Source organism: Bacillota bacterium (genome assembly GCA_040757205.1).
In the GTDB taxonomy this organism is placed as follows: Bacteria; Bacillota; Desulfotomaculia; order Desulfotomaculales; family Desulforudaceae; genus Desulforudis.
This window is the reverse complement of sequence record JBFLXL010000002.1, coordinates 165684-188465: the sequence shown is the minus strand read 5'-3', so window position 1 is coordinate 188465 and position 22782 is coordinate 165684. Positions and strand designations below refer to the sequence as shown.

Below are 22782 nucleotides of genomic sequence, written 5' to 3'. Positions count from 1 at the left end.
CGTCAGCCCCCGTTACACCCCGCCCGTACGTGGGGGATGGTGATCTCCAGAATCCCGTTGTTGATCCGCACATCCGGGACTCCAGCCCTGAAATCAAGCGGCACCTGTACAAAGATCTTCAGCCGGCCGGCTTCGTCAAAAACGTCCGCAAGCCCGGCGCTTCTTTGTTCACCGCCGCTCCGGCACCACCAGTGAAACATGACCGGCGCGCCGGTTACGGGGTCAAGGTCCCGCTCCCGAAACTCGGCGGCTGGCGCGCCCAGGTGAGTCAATGCTGCCGGGTTGATCACCTCTTCCAGGCGCCGCAGGACCTCGAAGTGGTTCACCGCCGCCACCGCCGCGGCCATTTCCGCAATCGAGGCGTGGCCACGGGACGCCAGGTACCAGAACAGGAGGCGGCTGCCGCTGTCCATGGCCGACAAAAACCGTTCCTCCGCATGTGTATCCATGCCGGTATCACACTCGTGTTCAGTATGTCCGCCGGGTGGCGGCGCGGCCTTAGGCGGAATCATCCCGGGACGCCGGGAGGACTTCCGGCAAAGCCTTGGCCCTGCGGGCCCTCGCACTTATCCAACCGCACCAGGGGCAGCTCGCGTCCATCAATTCCTCCAGGTCGACCGCCTTGCGGCACTGGGGACAGGCCTCTTTGTTAATGGTGGCCTCTTTCCAGGCCGCCGTTTCGTAATTGGTGCCGGACGGGAACTGCAGGCCAAACCTGGCGGCGGTCTCAAACGAAGCAAGGGCGGCCCTGATCTGGATTCCCAGAAGCTCCGTTCCGGCAACGGAGATGTTGATATCGGCGTTGATCACCAGTCCTTTATCCAGCACCCGGTCGATGATTTCCACCAGGTCGCCGCCGCGCCGCGGCTCGAGTGCCATCGCTTACACCTCCTGCTTTGCGGCGGCCCATGCCGCCTCCAACCGGCCCAGGAGTATCTCTTCCGCCCGGTTGTACTCCTCTTCGGTGATTTCCTTCGTTTCCAGCCATAGCTGCAGGCGCATGAGGTCCCGCTTGATGTTTTCTTCCCCGTACATCTCTTCCCAGGCTTGCTCGTGGATCTTCTCCACCAGTTTAAGAAAGAGCGTAAGGGGCAGACTCGCCGTTTGCAGCAAAAGGTAAGTCACAATCATCCTATGTCACCCGCCTCCGACGGGACGCCCTGATGCCTGCAGAGTTCCCGGTACGCTTCCCGCCAGTGCGCGAGCGTGATCACAAACGGCCCCGCGGCGGTGATCGACCCGCCGCTCGATTCGATCCAATCCCTCAAGGCGGCCGTGGCGGCCCGGCGGCACAGACCCTCCAAGGCCGCGCCCGAAAAGCCGTCCGTCGCCCGCGCCCAGGCGGCCGGACAGATGTCTGCAGCCAGCGGCCGGCCCCGCGTATGGACCTGCAGGACCGCCAACCGCGCCCGCTCGTCCGGATACGGCAACTCGACCAAAATGTCGAACCGGCCCGGGCGGAGAATGGCCGGATCGATAATATCCAACCGGTTGGTCGCGGCCAGGACCACCACTCCCTTTAGTTCCTCGATGCCGTCCAGTTCGGTCAGGAACTGGCTGATCACCCGCTCCGTCACGTGGGAGTCGCCGTCCGCCGCGCCCCGGACCGGCACCAGCGCGTCAATCTCATCGAAAAAGACAATACAGGGCGCAGCCTGCCTCGCCTTCCGGAAGACCTCGCGCACGCCCTTTTCCGAATCTCCGACGTACCTGGACATCAACGACGGGCCCTTGACCATGATGAAGTTCGCCTGGCTCTCGCTGGCCACCGCCTTGGCCAGCAGTGTCTTGCCGCACCCTGGCGGACCATGCAGAAGAATCCCCTTCGGGGGCCGCACGCCTGCGGCGGCGAAGAACTCCTCGTGGTTCAGAGGCCATTCGATGCTCTCCTGCAGCACCTGCTTGGCCTCGTCGAGGCTACCGACGTCGGCCCAGCCAACCTCGGGCACTTCGGTGAACACCTCCCGGATGGCCGAAGGCTCGATTTCCTTCAACGCCTCCAGGAAGTCGGCCTGCCTCAAGGCAAGTCTTTCCAGGGTTTCATACGAAATGAAGTCCTGGGCGAAGTCGATTTCGGGCATTATTTTGCGCAGGGTGATCATCGCCGCTTCCCGGCACAGCGCTTCCAGATCGGCGCCGACGAAGCCGTGCGTGATCTGGGCCAGCGTGTCGAGATCCACATCCTTAGCCAGGGGCATACCCCGCGTGTGAATCTGCAGGATCTGGAGCCGGGCGTGCCGGTCCGGGATCCCGATCGCGATCTCCCGGTCGAACCGACCGGGACGCCGCAGGGCGGGGTCCAGCTTCTCGGGGATGTTGGTCGCGCCGATGACGATCACCTTGCCCCGCGTCTTCAGCCCGTCCATCAGGGCCAGCATTTGGGCCACGATCCGCTTCTCGACTTCGCCCACCACTTCAGCACGCTTGGGAGCCACCGCGTCGATTTCGTCCAGAAAAATAACAGCGGGCGCGTTCCGGCTTGCTTCCTCGAACAATCGGCGCAGGTGGGCCTCGCTCTCCCCGTAGAACTTGTGCACGATCTCCGGTCCGTTGACGGCGTAGAAACGGGCCAGCGTCTCGCCGGCCACCGCCCGGGCGATCAGGGTCTTCCCGCAGCCCGGCGGCCCATACAGGAGCACGCCCTTGGGCGCGTCGATTCCCAGCTTGTCGAACACCTCCGGGTACTTCAGGGGGAGTTCGGTCATCTCCCTGATTTTGCGGACTTCGCGCTGCAACCCGCCGATGTCTTCATAGGTAACCTTGGCGCATTGCGGTTCACCCGTCCCGGTTGAGACGACGGCGGCGGTCTTGATCCGTACATCCGTGTCGGCCGTGATGAGCAGCGCTCCTTTGGGTACCGCGTCCAGCACCAAAAAGTCGTGCGCTCTGGTCCCGACCAGGGTGACCCGCACCCGGTCACCCACCACCACCGGCACGCCATCCAGGACGCGCGCCAGATACCGGGCCTCCTTCTCCCCCCAGCTGCCCCGGGCGACCCCCTGGGGTTTCAACAGTACTGAACCGGCCTGTTGCCATTCCGCTCTCCTGAGCCGGACCTTCTCCCCCAGGCTGACCTGCGCGTTTTCGCGAATGATGCCGTCAACGTGCAGGGACTGCCGGCCGCGGTCCTCGGGGTAGGTGGGCATCGCACGGGCGACGGTCACCTTGGGGCCTTCGATCCAGATGACATCTCCGATCTCGACCCCCAGTGCGGACATGTCCCCGGGGTCGAGCCGGGCGATGCCGCGGCCGACGTCGCGGGGCCGGGCTTCAGTGACCCGCGTGGTTGTCTCGGGTGCGACTTCCGCGGGCGGCATCAAGCGTCCTCCTTCTTGGCCAGCCTGATTTCCAGGATTCCGTTGCGGTAGGAAAGCTTGCGCGAGGCGGGGTCCACCTTCACCGGGAGGGCGGATTCCTTCCGGTAAACCCGGTCTTTGCCCGCGCCCTGGAGCTTGAGGGCTCCCTCGTCCAGGTTGACGGCGATGCTTTCTTCCTCTATTCCCGGAAGCTCTGCGATGATCAGGAGCTGCCTCCCCTCATCCAGGACGTCCACGATCGGCTCGCGCACCTCATCGACCAGCGGCCCGTCGTCCGTGTCCCGAATGTTACCGAACTCCTCAACGACCGGCCTCCCACCCAGCCCCAACCGGACTGAAAAGCCGTAGACCCCGTGGTATTTCCCGCCGGGGCCGGTGAACTCCCCAGTCCGGGTAGTCTCGTTTTCCCCTTTTTCCGCCATCTTGGCCACCAAATCGAGGAAATTGCCGAGACCCTTGAAGAGCCCCCCCAGACCAAGTTCCTCGCGCGCCTCGTCACGCTTTTTCAAGCTTCATCACTCCCCGCTTCCCCGCGAATCCGGATCTCGCTGAAGTTGAACGGCGCCATCAGTACCGTCCGCTTGAACTGATAGCGCTCGCTGTATTCCCGATCCAAGTCGGCTAGGCAATTGTCGAACTCCACCTCCCGGGCCCGGTCGATCAGGAAGGACATGTTCAAGACCATCTGGTCGGCGTAGATTTTGTTCTCCCGATAGTCGACCGCCGCCGGACGCAGAGCGTCCAGCAGAACCCGGGCCTCCTCGGCCTTCTTTCTCAGCAGCGTCGCCAGCACCAACTCTCCAAGGCGGATCTTGTCCTCGTGCCGCCCCTCGCCCTTTTCCCCGTACACCTTGTCACGCAGCTTCTTGATTCGGGTATCCTGTTCGGCAATTTCACGGAACACGGACTGCATTTCTTGCCAAAATACCTGCAGCCCGACTTCCGCCCGCCCGTCGACAGCGCGCAGAAGCCGCCGCAACTCCGGCGCCTCCCGCTGGAGGAACCGGCGCACTTCTTCAACCCCTGCGGCTACAGTGTTGAACCTTACCGGCAGGACCGCCCGGTATTCCTGAAAGACCCTGGCAATTACGTTTTCGTGTGCCAGCATGTTCTCCCGCTTGATCGAGTACTCCTCGAGGGGCGAGGAACTCGCAACCGCGCTGAGGTCACCGTGGGCAATGGTCGTCACCTCCTGCCCTCCGCCGATGCCCACCGGGCCGAAGTTCCTCTCTTCCTCCCCCGAAACGATGCAGTACACATACTTGCCGGCCAGCCTGTCGGTCAATAGTCCAAGGGCAGTGTCGTCCACTCGCCGTCTTCCTCCTCTCCCGCTGAGGGTTTTCCGGAGACAACCTTGCCTAGGGTCTTCTTTTCCTGCTCGATTTCAGAAAGACGTTTCACGATTTCCTTTTGCCGCCTACCAATCCGGCCAAGCTCCTTTTCCAGGCGCTCCTGCTCCCTCTGCAGCAGACAAAGATCGAAATAGGCCGCAGCGGCGGTCCTCCGTTTGGGACGGGTGGTCCTTACCCGCTTCCTAGTCCCCCTAAACCCTTCAAGGTCGTTCAAACCACGCAAGAAACTTCATCCTTCCATGACCGTCAGACGCCCTGCGGCTGCCAGATGCTTCCAATCCGAACCGTCTTATCCCGCTCCCTGTCGTACGGCCGGTCTCAATCGCCTTGTCCCCGGGAAACTCTCAGCACCATTTGCTGATCAGTTCATCAACCGTTTCCCGGATACGGAGCAGGCTCTTCCGGCTACCAACGCGGCTCGATTCCGAGGCGAGCACGTCAAGGCAGATGGCCCGAAAGCGTGGGTCCTGGGCACTAACCCGGGCACCCACGATCTGCGTGGTCCTGGCGACCATGAGGCATCCTCTGACGGTGGGCGAGAACTCGCACCTCCCAGATTCCCGCAGATCTTGGACGATCGATACGATTTTACGGGCGTCTTCAACTGACAAGCCCGACTTCGAGGCGGTAATGCCGGTCTCCGTCTCTTCATCGAAATGGTCCAGGTCGATAGTCACCATGCGGTCCCGCAAAGCGTCCTGGCTACGGAACACCCCGGCGTATTCTTCCGGGTTGCTGGTGAATATAGCCCTGAAATTCGGGTGTACTTGCAAATACTCGTTCACACCGGCCGCCAAGGGCAGGTCCAGTATCCTTTCCTGCAGGACGGAGAGCAGTACGTTGTTCGCCTGAGGGCGCGAACGGGTAAATTCGTCGTAGATCAAAGTGAGACCGTTCTTGCAAGCTAAGGTGATCCGGCTGTCAACCCACCGGGTGCTCACGTCCTCTTCCACCTTCAGTACCCGCGAAACGAAGCGGTCCACCACCTTACGCAAACGGTAGCCGTTCGCACCCCCCACCAGGTCCGAGGTCGTGAACTCCTCGTCCCCGTGTAAGAGCACCGCGGGCCGGCCCAAGAGGTGCGCCAAGTGGAAGGCCAGCGTGGTTTTCCCCGTTCCTGAAGCGCCCCGGAAGTGCACCGGGAAACCCGCGGCGAGATAGGCGAGCGCTCTTTCAGTCGTATCTTTGACTTGTGAAGTCTCCACAAAGTCGGGCATTGGTTTCGGTTTAAGAACGGTCGGTTCGGCACCTGCCAAGTGCTTCTCATCCTTTCCGGCCTTTTCGTGCCGCACTTGGGAAACCCGCTGACGAAAACGAGTTTTCCGGTCGCATGGTCACAGGGCCAAGGTTCATCTACCGGTTGCCGTTTTCGCCGGTTTCATCAACGGGAGCCGGGGCCTCAACGACCGGCGCCACGTTCGCGGATGTGCCGGTTTGTTTTCTTATCCCCACCCATACCAGACGCCAGGCGGCCGCCGCCCCTTTCAGGTCTTCACGGTAGCCCTTGAGGACGTCCTGGGTTTCATCGAGAAGCGCGCTCAAGTCTCTTCTAAGCTCGCCCATAAACACTTCAAATGCCCTTAAGCGCTCTTGGTTTTCCCGATTCAGGTCTTCTTTGCCGGCCTTGAGAATCAGGCGCAAAGTCGCGGCCATCTCCCGGCGGTGGGTATTGAATTCCTTCAGCCATCGGGCTGTCTCCTCATACAGCACTTTTGTCTTTTCCTCGATCACCAGATACTGGGCCCGAAAATCCGCGAGTCTTTGCTCTTCACCCTCAGCCAGATCCTTACGCAACTGGTCAAAGAGGGCCTCCAACCGCTTTTCCAAGTTCTCGCGCTCCCGCTGAAACTGAGCCAGCCTTTGCTGTGTTCCCCTTCGTAATGCCGAGAGCTCCGTGTACAGCGCCGACTGAGCGTCATTGAAACTGTCCATCCGCTCTTCTTCACCGGCCAGACGCTTGCTGCGCTCTGCCTGAAGGGTGGACTGCAATCTCTGGGCCATTTCCTCATGGTAGCCCCGTAACTCCTCAAGCCTTTTCTTAACGTCCTGCTGCAAATTCAAGATGTAATCGTTGCGTTGCCGCCTATCTGACAATATATGGTCTACCAGGTCCTTCATTTCGTTTGCCGGGCGCATGTCGCCACCTCCCTGAGTAGCTAAGAAAGAGTAGCATGCCAATGCTGCGGGAACATCCGCTCCCCAACCCCGGCGGAGCCGGTGGAGCAGTTCCGCGAAATAACTGTTTTGCCAATGAGTTTCCAGTTCCTTGATGATCAACCGCAGGTTGCATGATTTCAGTTTGCTGACGGAAGCGAGCATTTCATCCAGGGCGACCCGCAGCTCACCCTGCCGGCGGAAGAACTCGAACAGGGCTTGCTCCATCCGCTTCCTGCTTTCCACCTGCCGTCTTAGATCATCCAGCATCTCGAACTGCTCCCGACCGGTCACCAAGCCTTGCCGGGCCAGGAAACTCTCCACTCGCTCGTTGATGTCCTTCTCCTCCGCACAGAACCTTTCCAGAGCGTCCAACACTCTGTTCCTGCTCTCACGGCACCGGGCCTCCAAACCGCGGGTGAGGAAGTCGAAGTCCTTATGGCGCATGTTATGGTGGTACGCCATGCTGCGGCGTAAGGACTCGGTCTTGATTTCTTGCTGAGATACGGCCCGTTGAACGTCTTCCCTGATCCGAGCGGCAAAATCCGTCACCAAGGAGGAAGTGTAGTCCGAGATCCAATATGAATTATCGGTATCTTTTCCGTCGTTCACCTTGTCACCTGACTTTCTGGTGTGACAAAACACCGCGGTGAACCGGAATAACCGGTTGTAGTCGTGCGTTTTCGCTCTTCCGGTGGGAAAGTCGCAAGCGATGCCTGGATGGGCCGTGCCTGGTGAGAGGGACTTATTACGCTCTCACCCTCCAGGGATGCTCGCCCCTTCCCGCGCGTTTAGGCGGCCGATGCAGACGCCGTGAGCCCGATAGCCTCTGCGTACTTCAGATAGGTGTCAACCGAAGCCACGACCACGCGTGCCTCAACAGCCAACAATTCGATGCCCACCAAGGAGACCCTGACCCAAGCATCGATGACAACGCCTTTGTCAAGGATGCGGTCAACGACTTCCACCAGGCTTGAAGAGCTAATTGCTTTTTCAACGGCCATCCTTTCCACCCCCTTTCCTTGGCGGTACAGCATTATATGCCAAAACTGCCAGTGCTGTTACTTCGCAGGCAATTATTTCCCTTTATTCCACCAAAGATTCGGCGCCTATTCCTGGTCAACCGGTATCCTTGGAGGTTTGTGCATCCGGGAATGGGAATGGGCCGTTCTTTGGAGGTACGGCTGTTATCAACGACGCGCTCCTGCTGTCAAGTGTTTTTGCCCGCCGGCCCGCCGGATCAGGCATCGCCGCGCTTCTTTTTGGTTACCATAATTGCACAGTCGGGACAGACCAGGGCACACAGGCCGCAGTAATTGCAGGCCTCGCCGTCGACCGGCTCGATGGCCGGCGTCCCGTAGAGGCCCAGCCGCTTGGACCAGTCCAGACAGCGCTTGGGGCACTTCTCCAGGCAAAGGCCGCAGCCCTTGCAGAGGCCCGGGAAAACCACGAAGGTGCCTCCGGGAAGTTCCCGGGTCACGGGTTCAAAGCCTTCCACCTTATTTTCCGCCGTGCGGTACTCAAACTCCCACGGCTTCGTCTCGTACTGTTCAAAGCCTTCCATAACTTAATTTCCGCCTCCTTTTAGAATCCCGTCCACCAGCTCCACGCCGCGTTCCAGGGCCCGGTGGTTCAACTCCCGCAGCTTCGGGTCCTGCTCGAATTTGTAACCCAGTCTTTTCTCCAGGGCCTTTTTGGCTTGGTCCACCGGCACGACCCGCGTGGCCCCGATGACCGCGCCCATGATGACGATGTTGAACACCCGCGGGTGGAGTTCCGCCTTGGCGACGGCCACCGCCGGAATACTCAGGATGCGGCGGGCTGCTCGAGGCATTTCCTCTTCTTTGATTTCGGCCAGGTCGTCGTAAATAAAGACTGTTTCCGGCCCGACGTACTGGCGGGTTCTCCGGACGGCGCGCCCGCTCAGGGCGACCACGATGTCCCCCTTCTCGAATTTAGGGGAGGCGACGGGCCGGTCGCTGATCTGCAGGAAGGCCAGGCTCACGCCCCCCCGCTGCTCCACGCCGAAGGCCGGGATGTACAGGGCCTGGGCACCATCCTCGTAGGCCGCCTCGGCCAGGATCTCGGCGACCGCTTGCACCCCCTGGCCCCCTTCACCGGCGACGACGATCTTAACGGGCCGCTTTCTTTCCATCTTCGTCCTTTCCGGCGGCCGCCGGCGCTTTTAGTTCTCCGGTCCGGAAATGGGCCGGCATCTTCTGCTCGAGAAACTCCCAGGTATCCTTGGCGTTGGTCCGCCAGTTGGTGGGGCAGGTGGCCAGCACCTCCACGAAGGAAAAGCCCCGGCCCTCAATCTGGTTTCGCAGCGCCCGCACCATCATTCTGCGCAGTTGGGGCAGCTTGCTCACCGTGCCCCGGGCGACATAGGCGTCGTCGCCGGTGATGGCGGCCACCATTTCCGGTCCTTTGGCGGGGCGGCCGGTGGCCTCCGGGTCCCGGCCGTAGGGGGAGGTCTCCGTTTTTTGACCCGGGAGGGTGGTGGGGGCCATCTGCCCGCCGGTCATCGCGTACTGCGTGTTGTTGGCCAGAATGACGGTGATCTTCTCGTTCCGGCCCGCCGCGTTGACCAGGTGCTGCGCCCCGATGGCGTACCCCCCGCCGTCGCCCATGTAGGCGACGCAAATCAGTTCGGGGTTCGCCCGCTTGATCCCGGTGACCACCGGCGTGGTCCGCCCGTGGTGGGTTTGGACGGAATCGACGTTGAAGAAATCCCAGGCCAGCAGGGAACAGCCGATGTCACACCCGAACACGACCCGGTCCTGGATCCCGAGTTCGTCGATGGCCTGCCCGAGAGCGCGCAGGGCGATCCCGTGCCCGCATCCCGGGCAGAACTTGTGGGGCTTGGTTTCCAGACGCCAGCTTTCCGGCATCGCCGGCTTGACGGTCATACTGCCAACCCTCATTAGTGCGCCGCCGGGGGTTGGGCCCCCAAATCCCGGCAGCGCGACGCGATTTCTTCCGCCGTGATACCCAGTCCCGGCTTGTAGAGCGGGACCATCTCCACGGTCAGACCGTACAGGGCGTCCCGCACCAACCGGGCGAATTGCCCATAGGCCGACTCGACCACGAGCAGGCGCCCCGCCCGCCCGGCCGCGTCCCGGAGTGCGGCCACGGGCAACGGGCGCAGGGTGACCGGCCTAAAATAACCCGCCTTGAGGCCCTCGGCCCGCAGGAGTTCCACGGCTTGCTTCGCCGCCCGGGCCACCACGCCGTGGGCGACCACCAGGACAGCGGCGCCTTCGGCGCCAGACTCCTCATGCTCAACAATCTCCGGGGCCACCCGCTCGTATTCCGCGGCCTGTTCCAGGACCACCGCGTACAGTTCCTCCTCGGTGTTATAAGTGTTCCGGTAGTGACCCGGCAGCCGGTCCACGCCCGGCTTGCCCGGCCGCCCCACGAATGGTTCGGGTGCTGCCGGTTCCATTCCGCGTTCCACCGGATCATAAACAGTGAGCGGCTCGCGCATTTTGGCCTGGTAGCCGTCCGCCAGCACGAACACCGGAAAGCGGTAGCGCCAGGCCGTGTTGAAAGCCTTGATGGTGTAGTCGTAGAGTTCCTGGAGGCCGGCCGTGGAGTACACCACCCGGAAGCCTTCCCCGTTGCCGCCGAAGGTGGTCAGGGTGACTTCCTGTTGGGAATAGATCACCGTGGCCGTGGAAGGGCCGCCGCGCTGCATCACCACCACCACGACCGGCAGGCGCATCATTTCGGCCATGGATACGGGTTCCTGCATCAGCACGTTGCCGGGGCCGGCCGTGGCGGTGAAGGACTTTTTCCCCGCCAGCACCCCGCCGATGGTTGCAAAACCCGCGGAGAGCTCGTCCTCGGTCTGGAGAAAAATCTTCCCGTGCTTGGGCGCCAACCGCGTCCAGTAGTGCATCACCTCGTTCTGGGGCGTGATCGGGTAGCCGTACATCACGTCGGCGCGTGCGGCGATCGCCGCCCAAGCCACCACTTCGTTCCCGGTCATGAAGACCCGTTTTTCTTCCATCACCGGCGCGCCGGACATTTTTTCAAACCTCCCCCGATTGCTTCAACCACTACCAAAAAGCGCGCGGCATAAACCGCCGCAGCGGGCGCACCGGATGGGCCGATAGATCATACGGGCCGATTTCCGCCGCCACCGCCGCCGGGGCCGTGGTGGCCACCACCGGGAGACTTAAGATCCGCCCGGCCGCCGCCACCAGGGCGGCCCCCGCCTGCACCACGGCCGCCGTGGTTTCCGAACCGAGGTGCGTGTTGTTGATCAGCCCGTGCACCGGGCTTAAGTTCCGGACGTGGGCGACGATGTCCTCCACCGTCGCGGTCAGGGGCCGGCTGGCGTTGATGACGGCCAGCACGTTGAACCACCGTTCTTGTTCCACGCCCTCCACCAGGTTCAGCGCCTGCGCCCCCCTAACGCCGTAACCGACGTCGAAGACCACGTGCCCGGGACGGCGCAATGCCCACCGGGCCTCGGCCTTGAGGACGCCCCCGGCTTCTCCGAAGCCCAGCGTCCGGTGCGTTTCCCAGGCGACCACGTGAATGCCGGCCGGCTCAAGCTCCTCTTGAAGCGGACGCAAAGTGTAGCAGGGTTCCACGGTGTCCAGGTCGACCAGGGTCACCAGTTCGCCTTCCCGGGCCAGTTCCAGCGCCCGATTCACGGCCACCTCGCTTTTCCCGGCGGCGTATTCGCCCACATAAGCCTCCACGATGCGGATGCGCCTCACCTCAAAGACCAAAAAGCCGGGGAAACAGTCCCCGGCATAGAATCCCACAATCTAAGCTTTCTCATCCGGTACTCCGCCTGAATCTCAGGCTGGGGGATAATGAGAGATGCAGTGCCCCAAGCCAAGCTGAAACCGCCGTCCGCGCGGAGCACGGAGCCCGGCGGCAAGGGGCGGCTTCCAGACGAGCGGTCCAACTTCCAAACTCCGGACCGTTCAGAAGCGAGCATGACGGAAAGGCAAGCATGGCGAAATCAGGCGAAATTACCATCCGGTAAACACCACTAAAGCAGTTTTTGGACCGCGTTGACTATGTCGTCCGGTGTCAGGCCGTACTTCTGTAAGAGTTCATCGGGCCTCCCCGATTCGCCGAAGACGTCCTGCAGGCCGACCCGGAGCATGGGCACCGGGTAGTGTTCGGCCAGCGTCTCGGCGACGGCGCTGCCCAGTCCGCCGATGATGCTGTGCTCTTCGGCGGTGACGATGAGCCCGGTCCGCTGCGCGGCGTCCACGATCGCCTGCACGTCCAGCGGCTTGATGGTGTGGATGTTCAGCACGCCCGCCTCGATTCCCTCGGCGGCCAGCAGTTCAGCCGCCTGCAGCGCCTGGCCGACCATGAACCCGCTGGCGATGATGGTGGCGTCGAGCCCCTGGCGTAGGGTCACCGCCTGACCCGGGACAAACTTGAAATCATCCCCGTGCAGGACCGGCACCCCAGCGCGGCCCAATCGGATGTACACCGGACCGTCGATATCCACGGCGGCGCGCACCGCCCCCGCCGTTTCCACGGCGTCGGCCGGCACGAAAACGGTCATGTTCGGCAGTACCCGCATCAGCGCGACGTCCTCCACCGACTGGTGGGAAGCGCCGTCTTCCCCGACGGTGATCCCGGCGTGGCTGGCGGCGATTTTCACGTTCAGCCGCGGGTAGGCCACGCTCTGCCTGATCTGGTCGAAAGCCCGGCCGGCGGCGAACACGGCGAAAGTGCTGCAGAAGGGAATCTTGCCGGCGGCGGCCAGCCCGGCGGCCGTGCCGACCATGTTCGCCTCCGCCACGCCGAGGTCGAAAAACCGGTGGGGAAAATGCTTTTTGAATTCAATGGTCTTGGTGGACTTGGCCAGGTCGGCGTCCAGCACCACGATGTCCGGATTCTCCGCGCCCAACTCCACCAGTGCTTTGCCGTATGCCTCCCGGGTCGCGATCTTCTGCATCTGCCAAACCTCTCACTTCTCCAAGATTGTGGATTGATTCTACGCTAACGCCTTTCTACCGACTTAAACGGCCGCCACAACCAGGAGTCGGGTCGACCAGACTCTCCGTTTATGTGGCACCGCGCGCGGCAAGGTTGCCTAAGTCAGGTATGTTCCGGTGGCCGGTCGCCCGATAAGGGGACAGTCCCCCTGAGGCCCAAAGGGGACTGTCCCCCGTCCGCTGCTGATACCCCGGCTGGAACCTCCCCACCAATACTAACTGTCCCTCAGTTTCCAGCCCCCAGCTCCGCCAGGGCCCGGGCGACCTGGTCCCCCTTTGGGGCCACCCCGTGCCAGTCCACCCCGTGTTCCATGAACGACACGCCCTTGCCTTTGACGGTTCGGGCCACGATGGCCGTCGGCCGGCCCCCGGCCGACCGCGCCTGCTCCAACGCCGGCAGGATCTGCCCGAAGTCGTGGCCGTCAATCTCGAGGACGTGCCAGCCGAAAGCCCGCCACTTGTCCGGCAGCGGTTCGAGCGCCATCACCTCGCTGACCGGCCCGTCGATCTGCAAGCCGTTGAAGTCCACAATCGCTGTCAGATTCTCCAACGCGTAGTGCGCGGCGGCCATGGCCGCTTCCCAAACCTGTCCCTCCTGGCATTCACCGTCACCCAGAAGAACATACACCCGGTAGTCCCGCCCGTCCAGCCGCGCCGCCAGCGCCATGCCGTTCGCGGCCGACAACCCCTGCCCTAGGGAACCGGTCGACATTTCCACGCCCGGAAGTTTGCGCATGTCGGGGTGACCTTGCAGCCGGCTGCCCAGCTTGCGCAGCGTGCTCAACTCCGCCACCGGGAAGTAGCCCCGTTCGGCCAGGGCCGCGTACAACACCGGCGCGGCGTGCCCTTTCGAGAGTACAAACCGGTCCCGGTCCGGCCAGTCGGGCCGCACCGGGTCCAGGCGCATCTCGTTGAAGTAAAGGGCGGTGACGATGTCGGCGGCGGAAAGTGAACCGCCCGGGTGGCCCGATCCGGCCTCCGCCACCATCCGGATAATGTGTTTCCGGATTTCCCTGGCTTTGCTGGCTAGTTCAGTAACGACCTTTTCCATTCTGTTCGGTTCCACCCCCCCCCGGCAAGTAATCGGCCCGAAACGGCTGCCGGCCTGGTATGGACACTTCACCCGGTTTCCAGGCCCATCTGGTAGGTATTCCTTTTCCTCGACACTAATTCCTGCCTAGCGACAACCAAAACCTAAGCCCAAACAAAGCCGAAAAACCACGCCCATAATGAGAAAAGGCGGGGAATTACCCCGCCTGTCAGGTCTTTTCATTAACCTCGCCTACTTCGACCGCGCCTTCCAGACCAGGTAGGCCTGGATAAACTCGTCGATGTCCCCGTCCATCACCGCCTCCACGTTTCCCTTTTCGAACTTGGTCCGGTGATCTTTGACCATCGAATACGGGTGGAACACGTAGGACCTGATCTGGCTGCCCCAGGCGATGTCCGGCTGGTCGCCCCGCAGGGCGGCGATCTCCTCTTCCCGGCGCCGCAGTTCCAGGTCCAGAAGCTTCGCCGTCAACAGCTTCATGGCGGCGTTCCGGTTGGCGGTCTGGGAACGCTCGTTCTGGCAGGAGACCACAATCCCGGTCGGCAGGTGCGTGATCCGGACCGCCGAGTCCGTCTTGTTCACGTGCTGCCCGCCGGCCCCCCCGGAACGGTAGGTGTCAATCCGCAAGTCATCGGGATTAATATCCACGGCCGCGCTCTCCGGGACCTCCGGCAGAACGTCCAGCGACGCAAAGGAGGTGTGCCGGCGCCCCCCGACGTCGAAGGGCGAGATGCGCACCAGGCGGTGCACGCCCTTTTCGGCCCGCAGGTAGCCGTAGGCAAAAGGCCCGGACACCAGAAAGGTGACGCTTTTGAGCCCGGCTTCGTCGTCCGGCAGGATGTCGAGCACCGCGGCGGCATAACCGCGTTTCTCGGACCAGCGCAGGTACATCCGGAAAAGCATCTCCACCCAGTCCTGGGCCTCAAGGCCCCCGGCCCCGGCATGCAGGCTCAGGATGGCATTCGCCTCGTCGTGGGGCCCGGAAAGCAAAAGTTCCAGCTCCAGCGCGGCCACGGTGCGGTCCAGTTCGGCCAGAGACCGCTCTACTTCCTGGGCGGTGTCGGGGTCCTCAATCTCCTCCCCCAACTCTAGCAGTACGACCGCGTCCTCGAAATCCCGGCGCAAGTCGTTGAAACCTTCCACCCGCCGCCGCAGCCCGGCCAAGCGCCGGGTGACTTCCTGGGCGCGCTCCTGGTGCTGCCAGAAATCCGGGGTCTCCATCTGTTTCTCCAGGGCGGCTATTTTGGTGTTCTTGCCGGCCAGGTCAAAGAGAGTGTTCCAGGTCGGCGATCCGCCGCCGCAACTCTTCCGCGGTCTTGTTCAGCTCAACGTACATAGACAAGTTGCACCTCCTCAAATTCGCCCCTTAAGTTAAGGGCCAGGACACTAGCTTGCTTCTTTTCCATCTCGTTTTCGTAGCACATAGCAATTGCTGACAACGCGGGCATTCGCTTGTTCTGGTCCGGCAATTGCCTGCTATTATCCCTGAACGCTGCATATCGGTTGCTTCCTCCCTGAGATGTTAGGTCAAATGGCGGTAGAGGAAGGTTAGTCCCGTGATTCCAGCAAGAGGCGGACACCGTCCAGAATCTCCCGTACTCGGTTACCGGAAACGGCACCGATTCTCTCAACCAAGTCCCGTTTGTCAACCGTGATTATCTGCGATACATTTACGACGCTTTGTTGCGGGAGGTTTCCTTCTCCGGAATCAAGCGCAACATTTCCCGGTGCCTTTCCGCGTTTGAGGTTGGAGGTAAGCGCACAAACCACAACCGTGTTGATCCGGCTCCGGTTAAAGAGATTGTTTTGAACAACCACGCACGGATGCCGGTAGCCCGGTGCGGATCCGGCAGGTTCACCAAAGTCCACCCAGTAGATATCACCTTGCCTGATCACCACTCTCCCTCCAGTATCCGCCGCTGGTAATTCTTAAACTGTTGTTGGTGCGCTTGCTCTTTAGTATCGGGTGCATCGTCGTGGGCGGCATTAATCTGCTCAAGTAGCTGCCTGTTTTCGAATTGTCGCATGAAATCTTCCAGCGCCAGAACAAACAATTGACTCCGCGATACTTCCAGTTTGCGTGCCAGCGCATCAGCCTTTTTGAACAGGGATTCTTGGATTGATATCGCCGTCTTTACTTTGGGCATAGTCTTTAGTTATACCTCCTTTCATAATAATAGTATAACCAATTTTGTTATACACCGTCAATACTCCTGACAAACAAGCGTTTTGCGTTGTAAGAAAAAAGAGGAGAAAGGGGGACAGTCCCCCTTTTCTCCGCCCGGTGGCGACGATGAATCGTCGTGAGCGACTCCCTCGAAAAACAGAGTCTTCCAAAATTATATTATCGTTCCCGCATCAGCGATACATTGGGAAAAGGGGGACAGTCCCCCTTTTTCACCCCGTCGCCTGCTCGTCCTTGGCGGCGCAGCACTTCTTGTACTTCTTGCCGCTCCCGCACGGGCAGGGGTCGTTCCGGCCCACCTTCTTGTCGCGGCGCACCGGCTGGTTCGCCCCCTCACCGCCGGCGGCGTAGAGGTTCTCCCGGACCGGCCGGCGTTCCACCTGTTGCGGCGGCACCACGCGGACCCGGAAGAGCTTCTTGACCGTCTCTTCCTGGATGCTCGCGATCATGTTCTGGAACATGTCAAAACTCTCAAACTTGTATTCCACCAGCGGGTCTTTCTGTCCGTAAGCCCGCAGGCCCACACCCTCCCGGAGCTGGTCCATGGCGTCCAGGTGGTCCATCCATTTCTCGTCCACGATGCGCAGCATGAGCACCCGCTCGATCTCCCGCATGGTCTCCGGGCCCAGTTCCGCCTCCCGGGCCGCATAGGCCTGTTCCATCTCTTCCTGGAACAGCCGCCGCAGGTCCTCCCGGCGGAAGTCGTCGCGCTTTTTCTCCAGCCGCCTTTCGAGTCCCTCCACGGTCCACCTCTCTCCGGGCAGGATCTGGGCCGCGTACTCGGACAGGCCGTCGTAGTTCCATTCCTCCGGGTAGACCCCATCCGGCGCGAAGGCGGCCACGGCCTGACCGGCCACTTCCTCCATCATCTGCTCCACCACCGGCCGTAAGTTATCCCCGCAGAGCACCTGGCGGCGCTGCCGGTAGATCAGTTCCCGCTGCTGGTTGATCACGTCGTCGTAGTTCAACACGTGCTTGCGGATGCTGAAGTTGCGGTTCTCCACCCGCCGCTGGGCGGTTTCCAGGGACTTTGAAATCAGCGGGTGCTCCAAGGGCGCGTCCTCTTCCATCTTCAGCCGGTCCATGATCCCGGCGATATTGTCGCCTCCGAACAGGCGCAACAAATCGTCGTTCAACGCGACGTAAAACTGGGTCGCCCCCGGGTCGCCCTGGCGGCCGCAACGGCCCCGGAGCTGGTTGTCGATCCGGCGGGCTTCGTGGCGTTCGGTACCGATGATGAAAAGGCCGCCCAGCGCGACCACCCGGTCGTGCTCGGCATCGGTCTCTTTCTTGAACTCGGCGTGCAATTCCCGGTAGAGGCGCCGGGCCTCGGCCACTTCCTCCGTGCACGGGCCGTACTCGGCCGCCTCGGCGATCACCTCCGGCGGGTAGCCCCGGCGGCGCATCTCCTGCAGGGCCAGGAACGACGGGTTGCCCCCCAGCATGATGTCCGTGCCGCGGCCGGCCATGTTGGTGGCGATGGTCACCGCCCCGATCCGGCCGGCCTGAGCCACGATCTCGGCCTCTTTCTCGTGATACTTGGCGTTTAAGACCTGGTGCGGCACCCCCCGCCTGGTCAGCATCCGGCTCAAAACTTCCGATTTTTCGATCGAGATGGTGCCCACCAGGACCGGCTGCCCCGTGGCGTGCCGGGCGGCGATCTCTTCGACCGCCGAACGGAATTTGCCCTCTTCGGTTTTGAAGACGGCGTCCGGAATGTCTTCCCTAACCATGGGCTTGTGCGTGGGCACGACCACCACGTCCAGCCCGTAGATCTTCTTGAACTCCTCGGCCTCGGTGTCCGCGGTGCCGGTCATGCCGGCCAGCTTCTCGTACATCCGGAAATAATTCTGAAACGTGATGGTCGCCAGGGTCTGCGACTCCCGTTCGATCTTCACGCCCTCCTTGGCCTCGATCGCCTGGTGCAGACCGTCGGAATAACGGCGGCCGAACATCAGCCGGCCGGTGAACTCGTCCACGATGATCACCTGGCCGTCCTTCACCACGTAATCCCGGTCCAGCTTCATCAGCGCGCGGGCTTTCAGCGCCTGGTTCAGGTGGTGCAGGACCTCCTCGTGTTCCGGGTCGGACAGGTTGTCGATACCGAGCAATTCCTCGCACCGGGCGAAGCCTTCTTCGGTCAAGCTGACCGTGCGCGCTTTCTCGTCTACCGCGAAGTGGGTCTCGGGCTTCAGCCGCGGCACCAGCCGGGCCATGGTGTAGTAGGTGTCCGTCGGTTTGCCCGACTGCCCCGAGATGATGAGCGGCGTGCGCGCCTCGTCGACCAGAATGCTGTCCACCTCGTCCACGATGGCGTAGTAGAGGTCGCGCTGCACCATGTCCCGGGGGTACACGGCCATGTTGTCGCGCAGGTAGTCGAAACCGAACTCGTTATTGGTGCCGTAAATCACGTCCGCCGCGTAAGACGCCTGACGTTGCCGGGCGTCGAGCCCGTGCACGATCAGCCCGGTGGAAAGGCCCAGGAAGCGGTAGATGTGGCCCATCCACTCGCTGTCGCGCTTGGCCAGGTAGTCGTTGACGGTCACGATGTGCACGCCCCGCCCGGTCAGGGCGTTCAGGTAGGCCGGCAAGGTGGCCACCAAGGTCTTCCCTTCGCCGGTCTTCATCTCGGCGATCCGGCCCTGGTGCAACACCGCGCCCCCCATGATCTGCACGTCGAAGTGCCGCATGTCCAGGACCCGGCGCGAAACCTCGCGGACTGCAGCGAAGGCCTCCGGCAAAAGATCCTCCAGCGGCGCGCCCGCGTTCAGGCGCTCCCGCAAGACCGGTGTCCGCGCTTGAAGTTCGGCATCCGTAAGTTTTTCGATGCCGGGCTCCAGTTCGTTCACGGCCGCCACCACCCGCTGCAGCTTTTTTACCTCGCGGGCGTTGTCGTCCAGGAAATTCTTCAAGAATCCGAGCAAGGGTGACCCCCCCTTACATTCCTTGGCGTCAAAATTGGAGGAACCCGCTGGTTTCTCCCTGCACACCCATTGATTTTATCATTTTAGCTAATGACTTTCAAGGTTGCCTTACAGGTGCTGGAAAATGCGCGGGGGCCGGTGGTGTCCGGCCCCCGCGCCGCAGGTGGCGCAGTTTTGCAGCGGTCTCCTAACCGAAGTCGGGCTCAATCAGCCCGTAGTGCCCGTCCTTTCGCCGGTAAACCACGTTCACCTGCTGGTTCTCGGCATTGGCGAACACGAAGAAGCTGTGCCCGAGAAGGTTCATCTGCATCACCGCTTCATCCACCGGCATCGGCTTCAGGGCAAACCGCTTAGTCCTGACAATGCGGTATTCGTCCTCATCCTCCGGCGCTTCCCGTTCCCTGGCCGTCTCACCCACACCAGGCCGCCGGTTCAACAATTTGCCCTTGTATTTCTCCAACTGCTTTTCGAGTTTCTCGACCACCAGGTCGATGGAGGCGTACATATCCCCGGTCGCTTCCTCACCCCTCAGGATTAGTCCGTCGATGGGCACGGTCACCTCGATCCGGTGGGCATCTTTCTCCACCGACAGGGTCACCTGGACTGAACCGAAATGCTGGTCGAACTTTCCAAGTTTTGCCAGTCTCTTTTCCACGTACCCCCGGAGTGCGGGTGTAACCTCAATGTTCTTCCCGCGGACGTAAATGCGCATCTCTTTTCAACCCCTTTCGCCTGGAGTTAAAGCATATTATTCCCCCGAAGGCAGGGAAATCCTGCACTTCGGGCCAAAAGAGGATTGTCGAAATCCGGATTTGTAAAACCCTAACTGGGTACAATTTCTTGTGGATACTGTGTATAAACCTGTGCATAAGCCATTTCTGGTGACCTCTGGTTGTGGATAGGCGCTGCGGCCTTGTAGGAGCGTGTCAGATTTAAATCCGGGCGGCGACAAGAACCGCGCCCAGGACCCTTGAAGCCCCGGCCTCCAACAACACTTTAGCCGCCTCGGACAGCGTGCTGCCGGTGGTGAGCACGTCGTCCACCACAATCACTGTGCGGCCCCGCAATAAATCATCCTTGTCCGCGCACCGGAAGCACCCGGCGAGATTGGTCAACCGGGCCGCCCGCGGCAGTCCGGCCTGCGCCGGCGTGTCCCGTACTTTGTCGAGCGCGGGACGCACGGGGATATTCAGTTGACCGCCGAGCTCCCGGGCCAGAAGTTCCGCCTGGTTGAATCCGCGGCGTTTGAACGCTTCCCGGGAGAGGGGCACGGGCACCACGAGATCGGCACCCGCATACGCCGGGTCAGGACGGACGGTCCGGATTATGAGTCCGGCCAGGAAAACGGCCAGGTCCCGCCTCCGGTCGTATTTGAGCCGGTGCACGACGTCGCGGGCCACCCCGTCGTAAGGTGCGTAGGCGCGGCAGCACTCGAAAGGCGGCGCACCCAGCCGGCAATCCCGGCAGAGCCGAGGTTTTAGTGCCGGAACGGCCGCAAAGAACGGGCTGCGCCGAATATCCGGGGGTCCCGGGGGATTGACTGCCGGTTCCGGTTCCGGTGCCGAAACGGGCGAAAAGAACCGGCCGCACCGGTCACAGTGCGGCTCTCCTGAAAGGCCCTCGATTTCGACCCGGCAGGCCGGGCACAACGCCTCGGCCACACCCGCCCCGCAGACCGGGCAGCCCCCCGGACCCGGAAACACCAGCCCGACCAGCCCGTCCAAAATCGCGCGCAGGCTAAACATTGGTCGCGTGCCCGCCCGCGGAGCAAAATTCGGAAACCTCCCGCCCGGCGGGGAGGCGCAAGCGTTCCTCGGCCCCGGCCAACAGCGCGTCCGAAGTGACCCCGTCCAGCGGCGCGGTGGAAAAACCGGTGCGTACCGGGAGCCGGACCCGTTCCTTTCGGTCCTGCACACCGAAGGAGATCTGCTCCAGCATGCGCTGCAAACGCTCGGCTTTCTGGGCGGCGCGAATTTCCCCGGTATCGGGCAGCAGCAAGGCAAATTCGTCCCCCCCGTAGCGGGCCGCCGTGCCGTCCGCCGGCAACCACTCCTCCACGGCCCGGGCGACCTGAACCAGGACGGTGTCCCCGGCGGCATACCCAAAGCGCCGGTTCAGGTCGTACAGCCCGTCGATTTCAAGCAGGATGACGGCCAGCGGCCGGTCCCGGCGCTCATAACGGAATAACTCGGCCTCCAACCGGCCGACGAACTGTTCCCGGTTGGGCAGGCCGGTGAGGTAGTCGCGGCCGGCCACCTTTTGCAGACGCCGGTGCAGGCGCCAGTTGTCGGCGGCGGCCGCCACCTGGCCCCCGACAACGCTCAGAAGACCGAGGCTCTTCTCGTCGTACACACCCGGGCGCTTGTCCCCGATCACGAAGACTCCCAGCATCTCGTTGCCGAATACCAGGGGCAGCAGAATAAGCGAGCGCGTCACCGGCGACAGTCCGGTCATCCGCTGCCACTCCGGTTCTCGGCGGAGGTCGGTGACCAGGCGGGGTTTGCGGTTTTGTGCCGCCCAGCCGGCAATCCCCTCGTCCCGTTCCCAGACGATGTCGTGTAACCCGCCGGCATCGGCGCCGGCGCCCTCCAGCGCCACCGGCACAAACAGGTGCCGCTCTTCGGACCAGAGATAAACCGCGGCCGTGTCGTAAGGTACCAGGCGCTTAACTTCGCGCAGAATCAGCTTCAGCAACTCATCCAGGCCGGGGCAGGCGCCGAGTCCCTGCGCAGTCGTGTACAGCAGGCGCAGTTCCCGGTTGTTCTCTTCCACCATCACAAAACGGCGCACGAAAAACTGGACGATTAAGCCGAGCAGGAGTGCCGAAAAGGCACCGGTAAACCCGGCGGACCGGTAGAGGGCGGCCACGAGGGAACCGAGTGGAATCAACAAGAGGTAGGTCGAGGCGTCCCAGCGCACGGCGGTGCACCAACCGCTGAGTGAGAGCCCGCGCCTCGGTAACAGGTACAGGGTGACCAGCAAGTTGTTGAGCACAAAGTAAGCGGCGGAGAAAGCCAAAAGCGGCAAGACGTTGGTCAGGGTGAGCATCTCCCCCGGGTGGGGTGTCCCGCCGCAGAAGAGATAGGCGAGATACGCACCGTAGACTGCCGGTACACTCTGCGCGGCGTTAAACAGGGTGGTCCGGGCCGGATTGCCCCGGTTGGCGATTCCCTGACCGAACAGGATGCCAAGCGCCGTCACCCAAGCCGCCGCCGCGGGCCCGTAGACGAGAAAGGCGGCGAAGGTGACCACCCAGCCGGCGGAGAGCTGTCCGTGCGGGAAAGAAATCACCAGCCACTCGCCCGCCATGACCAACAAGATCAGTACGGCCAGTTCGGCGCTGAAGTCCAGATCGACGACGGGGAAAAGCCAGGACAGCAGCACAACGCCCCCGATGGTCACCGACCAGAGGTAAAACACGCTGAAGATGTTTCCGGCGCGCATCCGACACCCCACCTTGAACTGGTAGATTCGACAAGAACGGCCTGTTTCCTCCAGCAACCGGGAAGAACTGTCAGGGGAAGGAGGGCAGGGCTAAGAATTCAGAAGCCAGAATCCAGAATCCAGAATTCAGAATGGAAGTCAGGACCAGAGGTGTGCCTAACCGGGGGAACATCTACCTGTTACTCTATGGGCATATCTTTCTCCGAACGCCCGGACTGGTCCCTAAAACGGAAAGCCGCCCCGGTTGCGGGACGGTCCGAATTCCCAATGTCGTTATCCGTGATGAATAACTATTCCAAAAGCCTGGAGACCGCGAAAAACAAGAATGGCTTGATGCGGCGAAGCCGGGGTACCCGCGTGGGGCACCCAGGCGGGGT

Annotated in this window: 24 protein-coding genes; all 24 read right to left on the bottom strand. The window is 62.1% G+C overall.

Annotated elements, in window-relative coordinates; genetic code table 11:
* Nucleotides 1-2: 2 nt before the first annotated feature.
* Nucleotides 3-422, bottom strand: a complete 420-nt coding sequence (locus AB1402_02455) for a hypothetical protein (protein ID MEW6540463.1) — start codon at nucleotides 420-422, stop codon at nucleotides 3-5.
* Between the two features lie 76 nt (nucleotides 423-498).
* Entirely contained in the window at nucleotides 499-879 is a 381-nt protein-coding gene (locus AB1402_02450) for a gas vesicle protein (GenBank protein MEW6540462.1), read from the bottom strand.
* Between the two features lie 3 nt (nucleotides 880-882).
* On the bottom strand, nucleotides 883-1131 hold the full coding sequence (locus tag AB1402_02445; protein MEW6540461.1) for a gas vesicle protein GvpG: 249 nt from the start codon (nucleotides 1129-1131) through the stop codon (nucleotides 883-885).
* Complete coding sequence (locus tag AB1402_02440; GenBank protein ID MEW6540460.1) at nucleotides 1128-3317, bottom strand: CDC48 family AAA ATPase; 2190 nt, start codon at nucleotides 3315-3317, stop codon at nucleotides 1128-1130. The genes AB1402_02445 and AB1402_02440 overlap by 4 nt, the downstream gene beginning before the upstream one ends.
* Entirely contained in the window at nucleotides 3317-3826 is a 510-nt protein-coding gene (hsp20, locus tag AB1402_02435; GenBank protein ID MEW6540459.1) for an archaeal heat shock protein Hsp20, read from the bottom strand. Before hsp20 ends, AB1402_02440 begins: the two co-directional genes overlap by 1 nt.
* The gene (locus AB1402_02430; protein MEW6540458.1) at nucleotides 3823-4626 is read right to left on the bottom strand and encodes a GvpL/GvpF family gas vesicle protein; all 804 of its coding nucleotides are present in this window, start codon (nucleotides 4624-4626) and stop codon (nucleotides 3823-3825) included. Before AB1402_02430 ends, hsp20 begins: the two co-directional genes overlap by 4 nt.
* Entirely contained in the window at nucleotides 4599-4883 is a 285-nt protein-coding gene (locus AB1402_02425; protein MEW6540457.1) for a hypothetical protein, read from the bottom strand. Before AB1402_02425 ends, AB1402_02430 begins: the two co-directional genes overlap by 28 nt.
* Before the next feature lie 130 nt (nucleotides 4884-5013).
* Nucleotides 5014-5886 (bottom strand): gas vesicle protein GvpN, encoded by an 873-nt coding sequence (gvpN, locus tag AB1402_02420; protein MEW6540456.1) that lies wholly within the window; start codon nucleotides 5884-5886, stop codon nucleotides 5014-5016.
* A gap of 136 nt (nucleotides 5887-6022) precedes the next feature.
* Nucleotides 6023-7435 (bottom strand): hypothetical protein, encoded by a 1413-nt coding sequence (locus AB1402_02415; protein ID MEW6540455.1) that lies wholly within the window; start codon nucleotides 7433-7435, stop codon nucleotides 6023-6025.
* A gap of 179 nt (nucleotides 7436-7614) precedes the next feature.
* Nucleotides 7615-7827, bottom strand: coding sequence for a gas vesicle structural protein GvpA (gene gvpA / locus AB1402_02410; GenBank protein MEW6540454.1), 213 nt, complete (start codon nucleotides 7825-7827; stop codon nucleotides 7615-7617).
* Nucleotides 7828-8063: 236 nt separating this feature from the next.
* Nucleotides 8064-8387 (bottom strand): ferredoxin family protein, encoded by a 324-nt coding sequence (locus tag AB1402_02405; GenBank protein MEW6540453.1) that lies wholly within the window; start codon nucleotides 8385-8387, stop codon nucleotides 8064-8066.
* Between the two features lie 3 nt (nucleotides 8388-8390).
* Nucleotides 8391-8978, bottom strand: a complete 588-nt coding sequence (locus tag AB1402_02400) for a 2-oxoacid:acceptor oxidoreductase family protein (GenBank protein ID MEW6540452.1) — start codon at nucleotides 8976-8978, stop codon at nucleotides 8391-8393.
* Complete coding sequence (locus tag AB1402_02395; protein ID MEW6540451.1) at nucleotides 8956-9732, bottom strand: thiamine pyrophosphate-dependent enzyme; 777 nt, start codon at nucleotides 9730-9732, stop codon at nucleotides 8956-8958. Before AB1402_02395 ends, AB1402_02400 begins: the two co-directional genes overlap by 23 nt.
* 14 nt (nucleotides 9733-9746) lie before the next feature.
* Nucleotides 9747-10853: a transketolase C-terminal domain-containing protein gene (locus AB1402_02390; GenBank protein MEW6540450.1), complete on the bottom strand. Its 1107-nt coding sequence runs from the start codon at nucleotides 10851-10853 to the stop codon at nucleotides 9747-9749.
* A 31-nt stretch (nucleotides 10854-10884) separates the two neighbouring features.
* The gene (locus AB1402_02385; GenBank protein ID MEW6540449.1) at nucleotides 10885-11601 is read right to left on the bottom strand and encodes a hypothetical protein; all 717 of its coding nucleotides are present in this window, start codon (nucleotides 11599-11601) and stop codon (nucleotides 10885-10887) included.
* 233 nt (nucleotides 11602-11834) lie between these two features.
* The gene (locus AB1402_02380; GenBank protein MEW6540448.1) at nucleotides 11835-12761 is read right to left on the bottom strand and encodes a transketolase family protein; all 927 of its coding nucleotides are present in this window, start codon (nucleotides 12759-12761) and stop codon (nucleotides 11835-11837) included.
* A 266-nt stretch (nucleotides 12762-13027) separates the two neighbouring features.
* Nucleotides 13028-13852: a transketolase gene (locus AB1402_02375; protein MEW6540447.1), complete on the bottom strand. Its 825-nt coding sequence runs from the start codon at nucleotides 13850-13852 to the stop codon at nucleotides 13028-13030.
* A 231-nt stretch (nucleotides 13853-14083) separates the two neighbouring features.
* Nucleotides 14084-15188 (bottom strand): peptide chain release factor 2 gene (prfB, locus tag AB1402_02370; protein ID MEW6540446.1). Its coding sequence is split into 2 segments (ribosomal slippage): nucleotides 14084-15118 and nucleotides 15120-15188, totalling 1104 coding nucleotides; the frame shifts between segments, so codons are not numbered across the junction.
* Between the two features lie 212 nt (nucleotides 15189-15400).
* The gene (locus AB1402_02365) at nucleotides 15401-15751 is read right to left on the bottom strand and encodes a type II toxin-antitoxin system PemK/MazF family toxin (GenBank protein ID MEW6540445.1); all 351 of its coding nucleotides are present in this window, start codon (nucleotides 15749-15751) and stop codon (nucleotides 15401-15403) included.
* Nucleotides 15745-15999, bottom strand: a complete 255-nt coding sequence (locus AB1402_02360; GenBank protein MEW6540444.1) for a hypothetical protein — start codon at nucleotides 15997-15999, stop codon at nucleotides 15745-15747. The genes AB1402_02365 and AB1402_02360 overlap by 7 nt, the downstream gene beginning before the upstream one ends.
* A 250-nt stretch (nucleotides 16000-16249) precedes the next feature.
* Nucleotides 16250-18961: a preprotein translocase subunit SecA gene (secA, locus tag AB1402_02355; GenBank protein MEW6540443.1), complete on the bottom strand. Its 2712-nt coding sequence runs from the start codon at nucleotides 18959-18961 to the stop codon at nucleotides 16250-16252.
* A 187-nt stretch (nucleotides 18962-19148) separates the two neighbouring features.
* Complete coding sequence (gene raiA / locus AB1402_02350) at nucleotides 19149-19673, bottom strand: ribosome-associated translation inhibitor RaiA (protein ID MEW6540442.1); 525 nt, start codon at nucleotides 19671-19673, stop codon at nucleotides 19149-19151.
* A 220-nt stretch (nucleotides 19674-19893) separates the two neighbouring features.
* Nucleotides 19894-20706, bottom strand: a complete 813-nt coding sequence (locus AB1402_02345) for a ComF family protein (protein MEW6540441.1) — start codon at nucleotides 20704-20706, stop codon at nucleotides 19894-19896.
* Nucleotides 20699-22405 carry a sensor domain-containing diguanylate cyclase gene (locus AB1402_02340; GenBank protein MEW6540440.1) on the bottom strand — a complete coding sequence of 569 codons (1707 nt, stop codon included), beginning with the start codon at nucleotides 22403-22405 and terminating at the stop codon, nucleotides 20699-20701. The genes AB1402_02345 and AB1402_02340 overlap by 8 nt, the downstream gene beginning before the upstream one ends.
* Nucleotides 22406-22782 lie beyond the last annotated feature (377 nt).